Source organism: Pseudoalteromonas sp. SMS1, from assembly GCF_021530565.1.
Classification (GTDB): Bacteria; Pseudomonadota; Gammaproteobacteria; order Enterobacterales; family Alteromonadaceae; genus Pseudoalteromonas.
In genome coordinates this window covers 1-17,238 of record NZ_JAKGBI010000001.1, presented here as the reverse complement: position 1 = coordinate 17,238, position 17,238 = coordinate 1, and the positions used below count along the sequence as shown (strand labels likewise).

At 41.1% G+C, this 17,238-nt stretch carries 10 protein-coding genes; 2 read left to right on the top strand and 8 right to left on the bottom strand.

The features are described from left to right. Nucleotides 1-16 precede the first annotated feature (16 nt). From L1286_RS00050 to L1286_RS00025, 6 genes are all read right to left on the bottom strand, one after another. Nucleotides 17-2,479, bottom strand: coding sequence for a glycosyl hydrolase family 18 protein (locus L1286_RS00050; RefSeq protein ID WP_235404846.1), 2,463 nt, complete (start codon nt 2,477-2,479; stop codon nt 17-19). Nucleotides 2,480-2,544: 65 nt separating this feature from the next. Beyond that, nucleotides 2,545-3,981 (bottom strand): lytic polysaccharide monooxygenase, encoded by a 1,437-nt coding sequence (locus L1286_RS00045; protein ID WP_235404845.1) that lies wholly within the window; start codon nt 3,979-3,981, stop codon nt 2,545-2,547. Nucleotides 3,982-4,071: 90 nt separating this feature from the next. After that, nucleotides 4,072-7,200 (bottom strand): glycosyl hydrolase family 18 protein, encoded by a 3,129-nt coding sequence (locus L1286_RS00040; protein WP_235404844.1) that lies wholly within the window; start codon nt 7,198-7,200, stop codon nt 4,072-4,074. A gap of 493 nt (nt 7,201-7,693) precedes the next feature. After that, nucleotides 7,694-8,647 (bottom strand): sensor histidine kinase, encoded by a 954-nt coding sequence (locus tag L1286_RS00035; RefSeq protein WP_235404843.1) that lies wholly within the window; start codon nt 8,645-8,647, stop codon nt 7,694-7,696. Nucleotide 8,648: 1 nt separating this feature from the next. Next, nucleotides 8,649-9,188 carry a heme NO-binding domain-containing protein gene (locus L1286_RS00030; RefSeq protein WP_235404842.1) on the bottom strand — a complete coding sequence of 180 codons (540 nt, stop codon included), beginning with the start codon at nt 9,186-9,188 and terminating at the stop codon, nt 8,649-8,651. After that, entirely contained in the window at nt 9,185-10,261 is a 1,077-nt protein-coding gene (locus L1286_RS00025) for a response regulator (protein WP_235404841.1), read from the bottom strand. The genes L1286_RS00030 and L1286_RS00025 overlap by 4 nt, the downstream gene beginning before the upstream one ends. 93 nt (nt 10,262-10,354) lie before the next feature. Between L1286_RS00025 and L1286_RS00020 the strand changes: the two genes are divergently transcribed. Further along, nucleotides 10,355-11,656, top strand: coding sequence for an HD domain-containing phosphohydrolase (locus tag L1286_RS00020; RefSeq protein ID WP_235404840.1), 1,302 nt, complete (start codon nt 10,355-10,357; stop codon nt 11,654-11,656). 270 nt (nt 11,657-11,926) lie between these two features. Here the strand turns inward: L1286_RS00020 and ppsA are convergent, their stop codons facing one another. Continuing rightward, nucleotides 11,927-14,302 carry a phosphoenolpyruvate synthase gene (ppsA, locus tag L1286_RS00015; RefSeq protein ID WP_235404839.1) on the bottom strand — a complete coding sequence of 792 codons (2,376 nt, stop codon included), beginning with the start codon at nt 14,300-14,302 and terminating at the stop codon, nt 11,927-11,929. 141 nt (nt 14,303-14,443) lie between these two features. Here ppsA and ppsR point away from each other — a divergent pair, with 141 nt between their 5' ends. Further along, nucleotides 14,444-15,253, top strand: a complete 810-nt coding sequence (ppsR, locus tag L1286_RS00010) for a posphoenolpyruvate synthetase regulatory kinase/phosphorylase PpsR (protein WP_235404838.1) — start codon at nt 14,444-14,446, stop codon at nt 15,251-15,253. A gap of 30 nt (nt 15,254-15,283) precedes the next feature. On the opposite strand, the gene L1286_RS00005 is transcribed toward ppsR, so the two are convergent. Beyond that, nucleotides 15,284-16,639: a class II 3-deoxy-7-phosphoheptulonate synthase gene (locus tag L1286_RS00005; protein ID WP_235404837.1), complete on the bottom strand. Its 1,356-nt coding sequence runs from the start codon at nt 16,637-16,639 to the stop codon at nt 15,284-15,286. Nucleotides 16,640-17,238: the final 599 nt, after the last annotated feature.

Below are 17,238 nucleotides of genomic sequence, written 5' to 3'. Positions count from 1 at the left end.
ATCAACCCAAAATTACTTATAGAGCTTGCCAAACCATCGCTTTACCTGGTTCTTCACCTCTAGTCCACCATTTTGCGCGATACACTTTACCATTGTGTGAAGCTAAATCACCACCAACATAGACTTTACTTGCATCCCACGGTGCGACACTTGATGCTGCATCTGTTACCGTTACATCAAAGGATGCCGATGTTGTTGCGCTGCCATCAGAAACGTCAACGGTCACAGTATATGTTGTGTCTTGAGCAACCTCACCTGCTGATAAAGTTACGTTCGCACCTGAACCTGAGGCAGTCAGCCCCGTTGGTACATTCCATGTGTACGTTAATGGGTCGTTGTTTGGATCAGTTGCGACGACAGATACGTTCACAGATTTGTTCTCTTCTACAGACACATTTGCAATTGGTTGAACAACCGGTGCACCAGCCGGAACTTCTGCTTTAACAAGGACAGACACTGTTTTTTCCGTCGTTGCATTTTTATCGTCAGTAACTGCAATTTTTAACGAGAACGTTGTATCTACTGTGACGTTAGGTGCAGTGATGCCAACAGTCGCAGTATTTGCATTTGTCAAAGTTAAACCTTGTGATGTCCATGCATAGGTAACAGCAGCACCTTCAGGATCGCTCGCAGTCACTGTAAGCGCACCGGCTTTACCAGATTCTAACGTTAAGCTTGAATCTACAGACACAATTGGTGCTCTGTTTGTCGGTACACCACCTGTTAAACCGTCGTACATTGCATTTAAGATATCGCCATTATCTGCATCGATTTCCCAAGCAAAAAGCCCCCCCAAATCGTGAAGGTTTACGTATTGACCTTTGGCATAGACTGAACGAGGGCTATCGTAAGTCAGTAGTTTACCGCTTGTCGGGTTCCATACCCAAGCAGCCTCAGCCTGATCGTCATAGCCAGCGGTGAATCCGTTGATGCCACTTCCATTTGAGCCAACTAGATTCTTTGCGATGGCTTTGTAATCCATGATACCAGGTTCCCAAACCCCTTCGCTTGTTGAACCCGCATACTTACCATTACCAGGCGCCGTCATTGGGTTACCTGGAATAGTCGTATTTGAATCAAATACGCCTTCCCAGCCACGACCATACATAGCTGCACCTACAACAAGCTTTTTAGGATTAACACCTTGAGCAAGTAGCGCTTTAACCGCGTTGTCCAATGTATAAGCAGGACCTTTACGTGGTTCGCCATTGTCGTCTAGACCAGTTCCATCACATTCACCTTGACTCAAGTGTGAACCACAGTAAATACCAGTTTGGTGACCAGTTACATTGTTCCAGCCGCCATAGAAATCATAAGTCATGGCAAAGATGTAATCCATATATTGCTGAGCAACTTGGTAATCTACATCTTCGATCTTGTCGTAACCAGAGCCAATGGCTGAAGTCAGCTCATACTTACGTCCTGTTTCAAGTTCTAGCTCGTCCAACATGACACGAAGTTCTTTCATTAATGCGATGTATGCTGGGCCATCATTAATTGGGTCGCCAAGGCCTGGGTTAGGACCATCGCCTCCTGGGAATTCCCAGTCAATGTCGACACCATCGTAAAACTTCCAAGTTTTCAAGAACTGCTTCATTGAAGCCACAAATGTGTCACGATTCGCTTTAGTAGTGAAACCGTGGAACGGGTCTGATAGCGTCCAGCCACCCACTGAAGGTAAGATTTTAAGGTCTGGGTAACGTTGTTTAAGCGCCATTAATTGCGCATATGTGCCTCGTATTGGATCGTTGTTATCAGTACCTGGTAGTGTCTTTTGAACTGCTGCCCATGGATCATGTATTACAACTTCATAATCTTGAGAATCAGCACAGGCTTTTTGTAGCGCTCTCCAACTGTTTCCATTTTCAATTTCTTTGAGCGATTCGTTGGCACCACAAATTGGTATAAAGCCATAAAGCAGGTGTGTTAAGTTTTGAGCTGGAATGTTTGATACGTCAAAATCTCGACCGTAGATGCCCCACTCGACAAAATAGGCACCAGTTACCATACCCGGGATCGTGCCATTGTTCTTGTTACGAGGGTCAACATCCATAGTCAATGGCTGTAAGTGACCACCGTCAGTATCGGCGATGACGATTGGCTTGCCGGCACTTTTTGCACAACCAGTTGAGTCACAAATTTCTAGGTAAAGTGTATGTCTGCCTGATTTCGTGTAAGGGAAGCTAACAGTGCCGCCTTTTGTGCCAGCTGCCAAAGGACCTTGATTTACAACTTGGTTATCAAAGTACACTTTATAACTGTCACCGCCAGTACCGCTCCATGAGTTCCATTTTATATTAACTGTTACGACATCTTTCGCTTGCACGATTTGCTTGTATGACCCATTGCCTTCTAGATTCACATCAACAAAAGAATAAGTCTGTGGCTCCCAGCTAATTTGCGGAGCTGAAGGTGCTGCGATTGCACCCGCTGATATCAGTGCTAGTCCTATAGCAGCAGTTAAATTATTAATTTTCATTACTATCTCAACCTTATTTTACATGTTATATCCAAACCCCAAAGAATTGGAGTGACCTTTACATCTTATTTAACTTCTTTCCAAACTTGAGTAGTGCCGGGCTCTTCACCCCTATTCCACCACTTAGCTTCGTATATTTTGCTATTGTGAGAGACGGTGTCACCAGCTACATAGGTTGCGTTTGCTTTCCAAGGTGCTGGTGTATTTGCCAAGTTTTTTACGGTAACTTGTACATTAGTACTGCTAGATAATTCACCATCAGAGACAGACACCGTTACAGTGTGATTGGTATCTTTGTCTACCGTTCCCGCTTTCAAAGTGATCGTTGCGCCAGTACCGGTATAGGTTAAACCTGTTGGGACGCTCCAGGTGTAAACGAGGTCCATCGTATAATCGTCAAAAGCATGAACATGAAGTTGAGCCTCTGAAACCTCATTCATGACGATTGGGTCTGGCTTGTGTACTGTTGGAGGTGTATTTGGTTGCTGAACTTGAATCGTCAGGTTATATGTATTAGCAGGATTAGGCACAAAAACTTCATTACTCAACAGGTTTAGCTCGTCAAACACAATGTTTCCTGCAGCGTCTTTCACTCCGACTTTAACGTCTGCGGCATAATTCGTGTTCAATATGGTGGCGAGTTCTACTTGCCAATTGCTCAAGTTAACATCCGTAATTTTAAGCGACTGCTTAATAATTTCTTGTCCATTTGCGTCAAACACGCGAGCCCAAACAGTATCTGTAACTTTGGCATCTTGACCTTGTTTTAAGTAGTACCCAGTTGAGTGCCAATCAGTTGGCGTCGAGTCCGTAACAATATTAATGTCTGAACAGTTGTAAAAGCCTTCACCTGCGACGTCATTTCTTTGCCAGCGAGTATATAGAACGGCTCTTCCGCTTCTATCTGAAGGTATGTTCAAAGTCATTTCGTAAAACTTTTTGCCATCAGGGTCGGTTACAAAGTTAACATTGCCAACTTCCGTAATTAAATCTAAATCCGCCCAACTTAAAACGTCAGTCGTTGCATTAAATGTCGGTTTTGTTAAATAGAACTTCCAAAAGCTTGGATTATGTGGTGTTGTTGCCCTAAATCTAATTGCTAAATCTCCATTTGCACTCGGCTTAACATCTGTGGTTTGCCATTCAGAATGTGGCAGGTTCATTCCTCGCTTTTCATTCGACCCAGCTGCACAAAGAGTTCCATTGGGTATCGCAGCTTCCACTGCGGCTTGATTATTGTAGTCAGCAATCAGTGATGCGAATTCGTGTTCTTGAACAAACTGAACATACCCAGATTCTAAGAATGCTGCTCTACATGCCAAATTTGGAATATTAGAACCATCGTCTGGCCACCAATAGCCACCCTGTGCCTCACAGATTGATTGTCTAGCTTTTGGAAACTCCATGAATCCATGAGCGTTAGAGTAAGGTGCATATGTTGATACGAATGCAGTACATGCAATTGATAGAGCAGTTAAATATTTTCCTTGTAGAACGTTCATCGCGTTCGCCTCTTGTGCTTTTTTGCGTTATTTAGTGACTACTTCTGCTTGTCAGATACAAGCGGGGGTTAATCCCCGCTTAGTTGGGTTTTATAAACTACAGACTTTCTGGTAATCAGCGCTGGTTGAAGGCTGTTTGTTACTCCACCATTTGGCTTTGTATACACCTTGACCATCAATGATTAAGTCACCAGCACCCGCATGAGTGCCACGTGGGAATGTCGGGTAAACTGAGATATCGGCAATCGGTGTGCCTTCACAGTGTGTAACTGGACCACCATTACCATCTCCCGGCGTTGCTGCAGGTAGCGTAGGGTACTCGAACTTAAACGCGTAGCGTTTGCCATCTTTCTCGGCTGTAAAGTTAACTGGACCTGTTACAGGCATGTAGTACATTACTTGTGCATTGACTGTTTCGCCTGGTGCGAATGATTTTGGTGTGTTACCCCATTCATTTTTTAATGTAATGGAGAATCTGTGGAAATCATTGTCAAAGCCACCAATGTTATTGCCTGCTGCGTTAGAATTGTTGACATCTACAGCCATGCCAAGCTTTTCTTGTGCATTCCAATTAGACTTAAATATTGCTGATGTTGACACTGGTACATCAAATGAAATTTTTGCGCCAGATAAATCAATGTTCGAATTATTTGTAAATGCAAACGTTGGTGCTATTGGGTAGTTATCATCTCCTACCGGGAAGCTCTTCGCTGCGAAAGTTACATCCACTTGTTCCGTTGGTACTTGGAAAGAAACATCACCACGATGTACGTCATATTGTGCGCCAGATTGCTTGAACTTGTTGTATGCCAGCGTTGTCATACTGGAGCCCATAAAGTACTCACCTTTGGCTGCATCGTAATCGAAGTCACCTGCTAGTTCCCAGAACATGATCCCGCCAAGTCCTTTGTTGATTACGTAATCAACTTTAGTGCCCATGGACTCTTCATCTTCAATTGAGATGAACACATTTTTTTGCGCGTTCCATAACCAAGGTGCAACAGCGACCGAGTCATAGTTTCGTGCATATATGCCTGTTAGCTGATCAGCTGGATCTGTATCTGGTGTCAGTCCGTAATCTGCAAGGTAGCTCGGTAACACACCATTTTGTAAGTTTTTAGCATGCCATAATGGGTTTGAACCAGCAGGTACTTCTAATCCGACATCATTTTTGTCGTGCCAAAGGTTATCGATACCTACAGCGCCATTCCCACATTTGTTTTTCTCACCAGAACCAGTTCCCGGTGGGCAGTCAGCTTGGTTTGGCAGTGGTGCTTGTCCCCAAAGGCCGTTTGTACCGCCTTGTACATCTCTAAATCCTCGGGTGTAGTAAGGAATACCAATATTGATTCGCCCAGCAGACAGTCCACCTTGGAAATATTTAACCGCCCAGTCTGTGTTAAGGTAACCGATGCCCTCAAACTCTTTGGTGCCATAAACGTTCCATGCTTTTAATTCTGAATCTTCTCCTGTGTCATACAGTGCGGCATTGTGACCAACGTGCGAGTTCCATGCACCATGTAAGTCGTAAGACATGATATTTACGTAATCAAGATATTCAGTGACTTGGAATGTTTCCATACCGCGCAGTAGATAGCCTGACGAAGGAGACGCGATTGTGAGCATATAATGTTGCCCATCTAGCTCACCTGCTTTGTCCAATTCTTCACGTAATCGTTTCATTAACACTTGGTAAGAAGCGTTAAGTCCAGCTCTTCTCGCATTCGAGATAGGGAAGTCATCTGGGTGACCAGAATCTTTCATCGAAGATGGGTATTCATAGTCAATGTCAACGCCGTCGAACCCATATTTTCTGATGAAGTCAACCGAGCTGGCGACAAACGTTTCGATACCAGCGTTATTGATCGACCCATCTGCGTTTGTGGTCATTGTGTAGAAACCACCGCTGTTGACTCGTGAACCATCAGGTCCGAAGAATCCACCAGTCTCAGCCCAGCCTCCAACACTGATTAATGTTTTAACATCAGGATATTGCTTTTTATACTTGTTGAGTAAGTTGAAGTGCCCTTTGTACGGTAAGGTCGGGTCAAGTTCAGCACCAGCAACACCAGGCCACTCCATATTTGTCGCTGGGTTACCAACTGCGTTTGGATCGCCAATAGATACTTTATTTCCAGCGTCAACATGTGCAAAAGCGTAATTGATGTGGGTGATTTTATCCCAAGGAATGTCATTAACTAAGTATGACGGCTGGCCATTGGCACCATTTCTCCAACTTGTAAAGTAACCAATCACTCGTCTTGGATGATCTGCGCCCATTTCTTCGCGACCATTTGCATCGTATATTGTGCAATAAGGTGTGTTGACCCCCGGTGTTTGGTAAAGCCCCGCAGGTTTACATGCATCTCTATCACCAGGAACTTGTGCGCCTACTGTAAGTTGCGTGCTGACGCTTGTACTCGCATTCTTATCGTCTGTCGCTGTTAGCGTAAATGTGTAATTGCCATCTGCCTCTGCGACCCAAGTATGCTCTGTTGCTGTGCCGTTGGTAGATACAACCTCAACGCCGTTTACGGCAAAACTTAGCTTAGAGACCGAGCCATCAGTATCACTTCCGGATAATGAGAACACAACACTGCTACCAATAATCAGCTCAACAGGCTTCGATTTTATGTTTAACGTGGCTGTCGGTGCTTCGTTTACGGGTGTTCCTGTTCTAACAGTAATTGAACTTGAAATTGTTTGAGAAGCTTCATTTTTGTCATCATATGCTTTTGCACTTAACTGATAGACACCAGGCTGACCAGCAGTCCAAACGGCGTCAAACATATCTGCCACGCCAGTCGTATCAGTTGCGATTAATGTATTGTCAACAAAGAATTCCACTTTGCTTACGTTTCCGTCAACGTCAACCGCTTTTGCACTAATGGCAACGCTGTCATTTTCGTCAAATTGAGAACCTTCAAGTGGTGTTAACTGACTGATACTTGGTGGGTTGTTTGTTCCTACACCGGCGCAATCACCTAGCTTCTTCCACTCCTGGTTTGGACCTGAATTCGTTGCAGGTTCTGAGCGGTTCCACCACTTTGCTTCATACGCAACGTTTGTTTGTTGTACTTTATTACCACCTACATAGGTACTGCCCGCTTGCCATTCTGGCAATCCAGTACAGTCATATGCGTGTGAATACGTTGTGCTAATTGCAATTGCAAGCGTACTTAACTTGAGCACATTTTTAATATGATTTCTCATTTTCATCTTATCACCAACCTTTACATTAATTGTGATTAACATTTGTTAAATAAACCTAACATAGAAATTAAACACGTCAATGTGTCTCTGTTTAAAATTTAAACATAGATTGGTGCTTTCCAATACTAAAGTTGTGCTTTTGCAAGGTGGAAATGAAATAAATTTATATTTAACCCTACGGGCTATATATGAATCGAATTCATCTCTTTGATAGGTAAATTAACGTACTATTGCATATATAACAGTTGGTTAGTGCTAGTTCGTACCTGAGTTAGTTCTAAATGTAAACTTTCACATAAATTAAACTTATCCGAAAGTTGACGCGCACGTAAACTTATTGTGGTTATAAGATATAATTAATGGCTATATAATTTAATCAATAAATTTTTTCTAACATTGACTTGAATCAGTAAGGAACTAATTTGAATATAAATTTGAGGGGTACAGAGCTTAGACTAAAGTATAACGTAAGGATACGCCAGGCCTTCTTGGTGGTAAGTTAAAGCTTGGCTTTTGGCAGAATTACTTGGGTAGTAACACCCCCGTCAGCATTATTCGAAAGAGAAATGCTGCCATGATGATTGGTCAAAATTCCATACACCACCGCAAGCCCCATGCCCGTCCCTTCTCCTAGGGGTTTGGTCGAATAAAAAGGTTCAAAAACATGTTCAATCGCGTTTTCTGGTATGCCTACTCCATTGTCCTTGAAAAGGATGGCGTATTCATGACCTGAATCTTCAACGGTCACCGTTAATTTGCTGTGATCGATGATACCTTTCTCTTTCGCTTCGTCACATGCATGTACAGCGTTGACAAAAATATTTATGAAAGCTTGAGTAATGCTTGATTTACTGCCATTGATCATGAGCTCGTCAGCACATAAAATGTTGATAGTTACTTGCTTCAGTTTATTTTCTAAAAGTTTTGTCGTGTGCTGTAGCACTTCGCCTATTTCGAATATGGCTTCATCACTTTGCTTTGGCTTAGCAAAATCTAATAGATTTTTGATAATCTCGGATATTCTTCCGCAACCTTCCTGGCAGTCGTTTGCTATGTCAGCCAAATCCTCAATGAGCTCTTGTGTATCCACTTTTTCATTTAATGAAGTAAGCTGTGCTATAAGTTGTTGTTCTGTAACTTCGCCCTCACTGAAGTTAACCATAAGGCTCAAATAACTGTTGATATCGTCTTTATAATGAGCGAGTGTTTCTAAATTGCAGGTGAGATATGCCAGAGGGTTATTTATTTCATGTGCTACTCCTGCCGACAATGTGCCCAATGTTGCCATTTTTTCTGATTGAACGACGGCTAACTGTTGTTGCTGTAAGATGTTAAGTTTTTTTTCCAACTCTACGTTAAGCGCATAAAGTTTACTGGTCTTTTCTTCTAAAAGAAGCTCAACTTCATCCCTTGCCGCTTTTTCTCTTAGATAAGCTTTGTAGTAATTTTGCATATTATGAATGTGTTATTATTAAAAGGCACTCGTTATCACCATGGTGCATACATTTCGGGTGCGCTATGTTTATGTTCTTATTGAAATGTTCAGCACAACCATATATCAGCCCCTCAGCACAAAAGCATAGCATTCGGGGTGAACGATAAGTTAAATGGATAGTGTGTTCATCATACGTCGCTGCTTCAATGGTTGGTAAATTTGGTTCATCATATAATTTTTTTACTTCGCTATGAATCACGTCGTCTATTGAAACGATCAATTGCTCAAAACTACTGAACTCCTCGACAATAGAGGTGTGTCGTTTGGCTAGAAAACCAAATAAATATGTGCCAAAAGCTTTTAAAGTGTCTGGCATGGAGAGGTTCAATACTTCAGCTACACTAGTCGCTAACCCGACAAGCTCTTCATCAGGATATGATCGAGCACTCACATACACTCTGTCTTCTGGGCAATGTGCTTCTAATAACTGCTCCCAAATATCCATGCCTTTTGTATTGATAACCAATTCCTCAAGACATCTAAAGATTATGCCTTTCATTGTACCTCCTCCAAGACTAGGTTTTTTGCCTTCATTTCTTTTACGATCACATTTAAATGCGGCGTTTTTGATTGGGCGCGGATCAGTGAGCTTAATGTAAGTGTTTTAACGTTTGGGCTTAGGGCTAAAAATAGCTGAGTTATTGTATCCTGTATACAACTGCTTGACTGAGTTTGAATACGGTTTCGCTCGTTAATTAAGTGCTCACTTATGCCCCACATTAATAAAAACTTGTCACTTAGATTAAGTTCAAAAACTTTGTCATTCGCTGACTTAACTAAAAAATATTCCTTAATTAAAAAATGAATATAGCCGATAAACACAGTCATAAATATGTTCTCACATATTTCTTTTGAGAGCCCTTTGCTACTCGCCACGCTATACGCTTGACTGGACCAAGTTAAATAGCTTGTTAACGCATCGTTTTGACGTGTAATACCGACTATGTGGATTAACTCCAAAGACAAGTAGTATGCTATGGCAACGCAATGCATCATGTCGCATGATAGATTCGCATGATAAGACTGGTTTTCATTGGTTAATATATCACGAGCTTTGTCGAGTTGGAGTTTAAGTTGTGGGTCGTTGGCGTTAGTTATGTCGTTGAGAGCTGAATAGATTTCGTAACTCGGTGTTGGGAAGTATGGAAGCAATCCAAAGTTAACAGATTCCTCTTCACTCAAAACGACCTTTTGCCCTCTTTTCATAAGTTCTTTTAATAAAACGAGTTCGTCTTTGTTAAAAGGTTTTTCCATTAAGTGGTTTGTCGGTATGTCTTGCCCAGAGAAAGATATGTCGCCGACATCACCTGACATTAGAATTCGGACAGACTTTGGGCTGAGATGCCTCGCTATGGTCAACACTTCTTTACCATTCAAGTTGGGCATTTGATAATCACTTATTATTAAGTCGAAATTTGCGTTGTCTTCAGAGAGATAAGTTTCTACAAGGAGAGGATCATTAAGGGTTACAATTTCAGACACAGACAGAACCCTCGTTACTGCTTTCGACAATGCACGTAACATGAGTTTGTCGTCATCAATAATTAAAATCTTAACTTCCTTCTCAATCATCTATATTGAACCTATTTTGTTGTTTCTTATTAAAGTTTAGTCTAATTTTAAGACTATAAACAAAACTATTTTTAGACGGAGCTGTAAAAGTTTATGAGTGAAGATCCGATATTAGTTCTGTGCCTTGATGATGAGCAAAGTGTGTTGAAATCGCTTGGTCGATTACTCAGGCAAAACGGCATCAAAGCGGAGTTGTTCGAATCAGGAGTTGAAGCGCTAGAACGAGTTCGAGAAATTCCTTTTGACGTCATTATTTCTGACATGAGAATGCCAAATATGGATGGCGCAGAGTTTCTTACAAGCGTGAAGGCTATTTCACCTGATTCTCGGAGAATTCTTTTAACCGGTTACTCAGATATCGAAGATACAATTAGCGCGATCAATGGCGGTGGAATCCATGGTTACATTCAAAAACCATGGAAGAATGAGCACTTAATCACGGAAGTAAACAAAGCTGCAGAACTTAGTAAACTAAAAAAACAGAATGATGAATTACAGAAAAAAGTACAAGCTCAAAATACAGAACTTAAAGAGCTTAATACTAACCTTGAATCACTTGTTGAAAAGCGTACAACTCAAATTAGACAAGTGCTAAAACAGTTAGAAGCAGCAAATGAAAATGAGAAAAAAGAGCACAAAAGTACAGTTGAACTTCTTTATAACTTTATTAATGCAAATCCGTATCTTGATGCTGATAAAGCAAAAAATATTGCTAAGGTGTGTTTTCAACTAGCAAAGGCCTTATCCCTTAGTTCTGAGGTTGCTGACATGACGAGAATGGCTGGCTACCTCTCTCAAGTTGGGTTACTAGCGATGGACCCAACTTTGTATTCTAAACCATTTCATGAATTAGACCCTGAAAAGAAAAAAGTATTTTTAACTCACCCATCAACTGCACAGTTGATGCTAATGCCAGCGCAGCATTTGAGCGATGTGGCAGAAGCCATTTATAGTCAGTTTGAAAAATACAATGGACAAGGTGTACCTAAGGGCCTTAAAGGCAAAGATATACCAATTGGTGCCCAAATTTTGGCAGTTGCTCGAGACTATATTGACCATCTGTATCAAAGCCAAAGGCCGATGTCTGAACGCAAAGAGAATGCACTCGAAATTATAAAAATGTACGGTGGAAGCTTTTATCATCCCAAAATAGTCGAAGCTTTGTTATCTGTTTTGTCTAAAGAGCAAGTTGAAACAGATAAAGTTGGCAGCATGAGTATTCTTACTGCACAACAACTTAAGCCAGGTATGGAGCTTGGTCTAGCAATGCATAGTGCCCAGGGTATAATGTTGCTACCAAAGGGACATGTATTGTCTGAAAGTTCTATATCAAAACTTCAGCAATTGGAATCCCAGCGCCCTAACCCTTTTAGAATTATGATTGTAGATAATTAAAATACAACGCTTAGAGTTATCACTACGCATGACTCTCCTTTCTAGATGAAAGAACACATCATACTGTTTGGATTTTATGAATAGTCTAATTATGTTAAAAAGGGTTTTAATGCGTGTTTAACAGGACTGCTAAGTGAAACTGCTAAGTGAAACTGCTAAGTGAAACTGCTAAGTGAAACTGCTAAGTGAAACTGCTAAGTGAAACTGCTAAGTGAAACTGCTAAATTAAATAGTAGCGTCAAGCAAAACCTGACGCTAGCTAACTTTAAATTAGTGCTTGAATTTCTCAGCCAAGTATAGCCACGTTTCAAGTACTGTGTCAGGGTTCAATGAAACAGTGTCAATCCCCTGCTCTACAAGCCAAGCTGCAAAGTCTTCATGATCTGATGGGCCTTGACCACAAATACCAACATACTTACCTTTTTCTTTGGCCGTTTTAATTGCCATCGATAATAACTTCTTGATTGCAGGGTTTCTTTCATCGAACAAATGGGCAATGAGACCAGAGTCACGATCCAAGCCAAGTGTAAGTTGAGTTAAATCATTTGAACCGATTGAAAAGCCGTCAAAGTATTCTAAGAACTCATCTGCTAACAATGCATTTGATGGAAGCTCACACATCATAATGACACGTAGCCCATTTTCACCACGCTTTAATCCGTGTTCTTCAAGCAGTTCAATTACTTTAGCTGCTTCTTCCAATGTTCTTACAAACGGAATCATAATTTCTACGTTAGTAAGACCCATTTCATTTCTGACGCGCTTAATTGCCTCACATTCAAGAGCGAAGCATTCTCTGAAGTCTTCAGAAATATAGCGAGACGCACCACGGAAACCAATCATTGGATTTTCTTCTTCCGGTTCGTACTGCTGACCGCCTATCAAGTTTGCGTATTCATTTGACTTGAAGTCAGACATACGAACAATTACCTTTTCAGGGGCGAAAGCTGCGCCTAGAGTCGAAATTCCTTCAACTAATTTAGCGATATAAAACTCAACCGGTGAGTCATACCCAGCTATAATGTCGTTTATTTCAGCTTTAAGATCTTCAGATTGCGTATCAAAATTGATAAGCGCTTTTGGATGTACACCAATCATTCTATTGATGATAAATTCCAGTCTCGCTAGTCCAATACCTGCATGTGGTAGTTTTGCAAAGTCAAAAGCTCTATCAGGGTTACCAACGTTCATCATGATTTTTAATGGTAAGTCTGGCATAGAATCAATACGTGAAGAAATCACTTCGAACTTAAGTTCTCCACTATATATATAACCCGTGTCACCTTCAGCACAAGATACAGTCACTGCATCACCATGCTTGATAGTGTCTGTTGCATTACCACACCCAACTACTGCAGGAATACCCAGTTCACGTGCAATAATGGCAGCGTGACAAGTTCTTCCACCACGGTTAGTAACGATAGCAGAAGCCCTTTTCATAATAGGCTCCCAATCTGGGTCTGTCATATCAGTAACAAGTACATCGCCTTGTTGTACTTTGTCCATTTCATCAATCGAAGTTAGAACACGGACTACGCCAGTGCCAATCTTATGGCCAATCGCTCTGCCTTCACAAACCACGTTTGATTTTTCTTGCAGTTGGAAGCGCTCCATGACATTAGCATCTTCATTCGATCTCACTGTCTCAGGTCTGGCCTGTACAATATAGAGCTTTCCGTCATTACCATCTTTTGCCCACTCGATGTCCATTGGACGTCCGTAGTGTTTTTCAATAATGACAGCTTGTTTTGCTAACTCTTGAACTTCTTCATCTGAAATTGAGAATTTATTTGATAGTGCTGGATCCATGTCAACAATTTCAACTTGCTTGCCATGTGATTCATCACTTGAATAAATCATTTGAATTGCTTTTGAGCCAATATTTCTTCTAACTACGGCAGGGTTGCCTTTCGCTAGCGTAGGCTTATGCACGTAAAACTCATCAGGATTCACGGCACCTTGAACAACCATTTCACCAAGTCCGTAACTTGAAGTTACGAACACAACATCTTCAAATCCTGATTCTGTATCGATAGAGAACATAACACCAGAAGACGCTTTATCTGAACGAACCATTCTTTGAATACCGGCAGAAAGTGCCACGCCGCGATGATCATAACCTTGGTGTACACGATATGAAATTGCACGGTCATTGAACAGGGATGCAAACACATGTTTTATCGCAACCATTACGGCATCGACACCACGAACATTCAGGAAAGTTTCTTGCTGGCCTGCAAATGATGCATCTGGCATGTCTTCTGCTGTTGCAGACGAGCGTACTGCGAATGAAACGTCGTTGCTATCTTCGCCGTGGAGGGATTGGTACGCTTCACGAATGGCTTTATCTAATTCTGGTTGGAAAGGAGTGTCGATTACCCACTGTCTGATCTGGCTTCCTACTTTTGCCAGCTCGTTGACGTCGTCAACATCTAGGGTGTCTAAAATGGTGTGGATTTTTTCATTAAGTCCTGATTGCTCAAGAAACTCATTGAACGCGTCAGCGGTAGTTGCGAATCCACCTGGCACTTGTACACCAGCGTTAGCAAGGTTAGATATCATTTCACCAAGAGAAGCGTTTTTACCACCAACTCGAGGTACGTCATGCATACCCAATTCTTGATACCAGAGAACGTAGTCTTGCACGGAACTGTCTCCAAAAACAAATTGTAATAAATGTGAGAGATTGTTTGACCTTCCTTTAGGTCGAAGGCATTCTACAACGGTAAGTATAGCCGCGTAAACCAAGACTTGAAAAAATACTAAAAAAGTAATGAAAAGGTTAAAATGAGAACAGCATTTTATATTTCAGATGGCACCGCTATTACAGCAGAGGTTTTTGGCCACGCTACTCTCTCTATGTTCCCTGTAGAGTTCGACCATAAGACATTGCCATTCATAGAAACAGTCGAGAAAGCAAACGCTGTAAAATCGACGATTGATAAACTTGCAGAAAAAAGTGGAGAGCCACCTCTTGTGTTCTTTACTTTTGTTAATCCAGAATTGTCCGATATTATTTCATCTTCGAAAGGCGTATGTTACGACTTTTTGTCATACGCCAGCGAGATAGTAAAGCGAGAATTAAAAGTTAAACCTGTACCTAAGGTTCACAGAACGCATAGCATTCATGAGAAGACTTATGACTTTAGGATATCAGCAGTTAACTACGCACTCGCAAACGATGATGGAGCGAATATTAAAGACTATGATGAAGCTGACATCATTTTGGTTGGCGTTAGTCGTAGTGGCAAAACCCCTACAAGCTTATACTTAGCGTTGCAGTATGGTATCAAGGCTGCAAACTACCCCATTACAGAAGATGATTTAGAAAAAGGAAATTTACCCAAATTTCTAATAGAACACAAAAGTAAGCTTTTTGGGTTGACCATTGACCCTGAAAGGCTTGCATCTATTAGGCAAGAGCGAATGGCAAACTCAAAATATGCATCTATCAGGCAATGTCGTATTGAAGTCAGAGAAGTCGAGATGTTATTTAAAAAACATCGTACACCTTATCTGAACTCAACAAAGTTTTCTGTAGAAGAGATTTCTGCGAAAATAATCGCAGAAGCTGGATTATCTAGGCATAAATATTAAAAAGGCCGCGAAAGCGGCCTCTATGTTTTGTTACACTCTATCTCGTGCATCTTTCAACAAATCAGCAACTAAGAAACCAAGCTCAAGTACTTGGTCAGCGTTAAGCCTTGGATCACACTGTGTTCTGTATCGCTGCGCTAAGTCTTCGTCTGAGAGGCCGTAAGCACCGCCAATACATTCTGTTACGTGTTGACCAGTCATTTCAAGATGTACACCACCAGGGTATGAACCTTCAGCTTTGTGTACGGCAAAGAACTGACTAATCTCACGCAATATATTATTGAAGCTACGGGTCTTGTATCCAGTACTCGCTTTTTCGGTATTGCCGTGCATTGGGTCAGATGTCCAAACCACATTGCGGCCTTCGCTTTTCACTTTCTGAACTAGCGCAGGCAGTTTCTCAGGTAATACATCCGCACCCATTCTTGTAATTAAAGTCAAACGACCAGGGATATTATCTGGGTTAAGCGCATCAATGAGTCTAATTAAGTCGTCAGGTTGCATGCCTGGACCTACTTTAACTCCAATTGGGTTTTTAATACCTCTAAAAAACTCAATATGAGCATGATCTAACTGTCTTGTCCTTTCACCTATCCAAACAAAATGAGCTGAACAATCATACCAGTCACCTGTTAAATGGTCTCTTCTCGTTAATGCTTGCTCATAACCCAGAAGCAGTGCTTCGTGAGAAGTATATAGATGAGTCTCTTTTAAGCTAGGTGCCACTGTAGCATCAATGCCACAAACTTCCATAAACTCCAGGGCATCTTGAATACGATTTGCCATTTGTTGGAACTTATCTCTGAGTGGGTTCGCTGCAACGAAACTCATGTTCCAACGGCTCACCTGGTGTAAATCAGCCAAGCCACCTTGGGCAAACGCGCGCAATAAGTTTAGCGTAGATGCACTATGATGATATGCTTTCATCAAACGTGCAGGATCTGGTATTCGAGCGTCTTCAGTAAACTCGAAGCTATTGATAATATCGCCACGGTAAGAAGGTAATGATACACCGTTGATGGTTTCATAATCTGATGATCTCGGCTTTGCATACTGGCCGGCCATTCGCGCAATCTTAACAACAGGACACTTCCCGCCATACGTTAAAACAACTGCCATTTGAAGCAAAGTTTTGAATGTGTCTCTAATATTCGTCGCGCTGAAATCAGAAAAAGACTCTGCACAGTCACCTCCTTGGAGGAGAAATGCTTTACCTTCACAAACATCAGAAAGGCTTTTATACAGGCTCCTAGTCTCTTCAGCAAAAACAAGTGGTGGAGCTGCGTTTAATTCTGACTCAATGTTATTTAATTTAACTTTATCCGGGTATTCTGGTTGTTGAACAATTGGAAAGTCTCTCCAACTGTCTGGACTCCAAGGTTTCATATCTCATTCCTCATTAGTTACCTCAAAATGCAACTTAACGTATAGGACGTTTTCCTTCAAGCACAAATTAGTTAAATATCCAATTAATTAAAGAACACATCATACTTTTTAATATTCAATGCAAAGTCAGCAATTAAAATGTAATGAAATAAAGTCTCCATAAAGAAAAAAAAATGAACTTTTGAACTTCACTTGTTAAAGATAGCCAGGTATCTGTTCTAAATTCGATGAAGGTATAGGAAATTTTGTTGTAAATATTGTTAAATTAATAATTTAAACTGCTTTTATAAAAATAGAACCAAATTAAGGTTTAGGGATTTGTCTCACACAAAAATTGCGTTATGTTAAATTAACTATCAGTTCAAATTATACGCTCTTACCTTCTGATTTCTACTTCTGATTTCTACTTCTGATTTCTACTTCTGATTTCTACTTCTGATTTCTACTTCTGAGTACTACTAGCCTTTATGTAATTTGAGTTTACTAAGAGATTGAATAGAAGTTAAACTCAACTCTTAAACTCAACTCTTAAACTCAACTCTTAAACTCAACTCTTAAACTCAACTCTTAAACTCAACTCTTAAACTCAACTCTTAAAC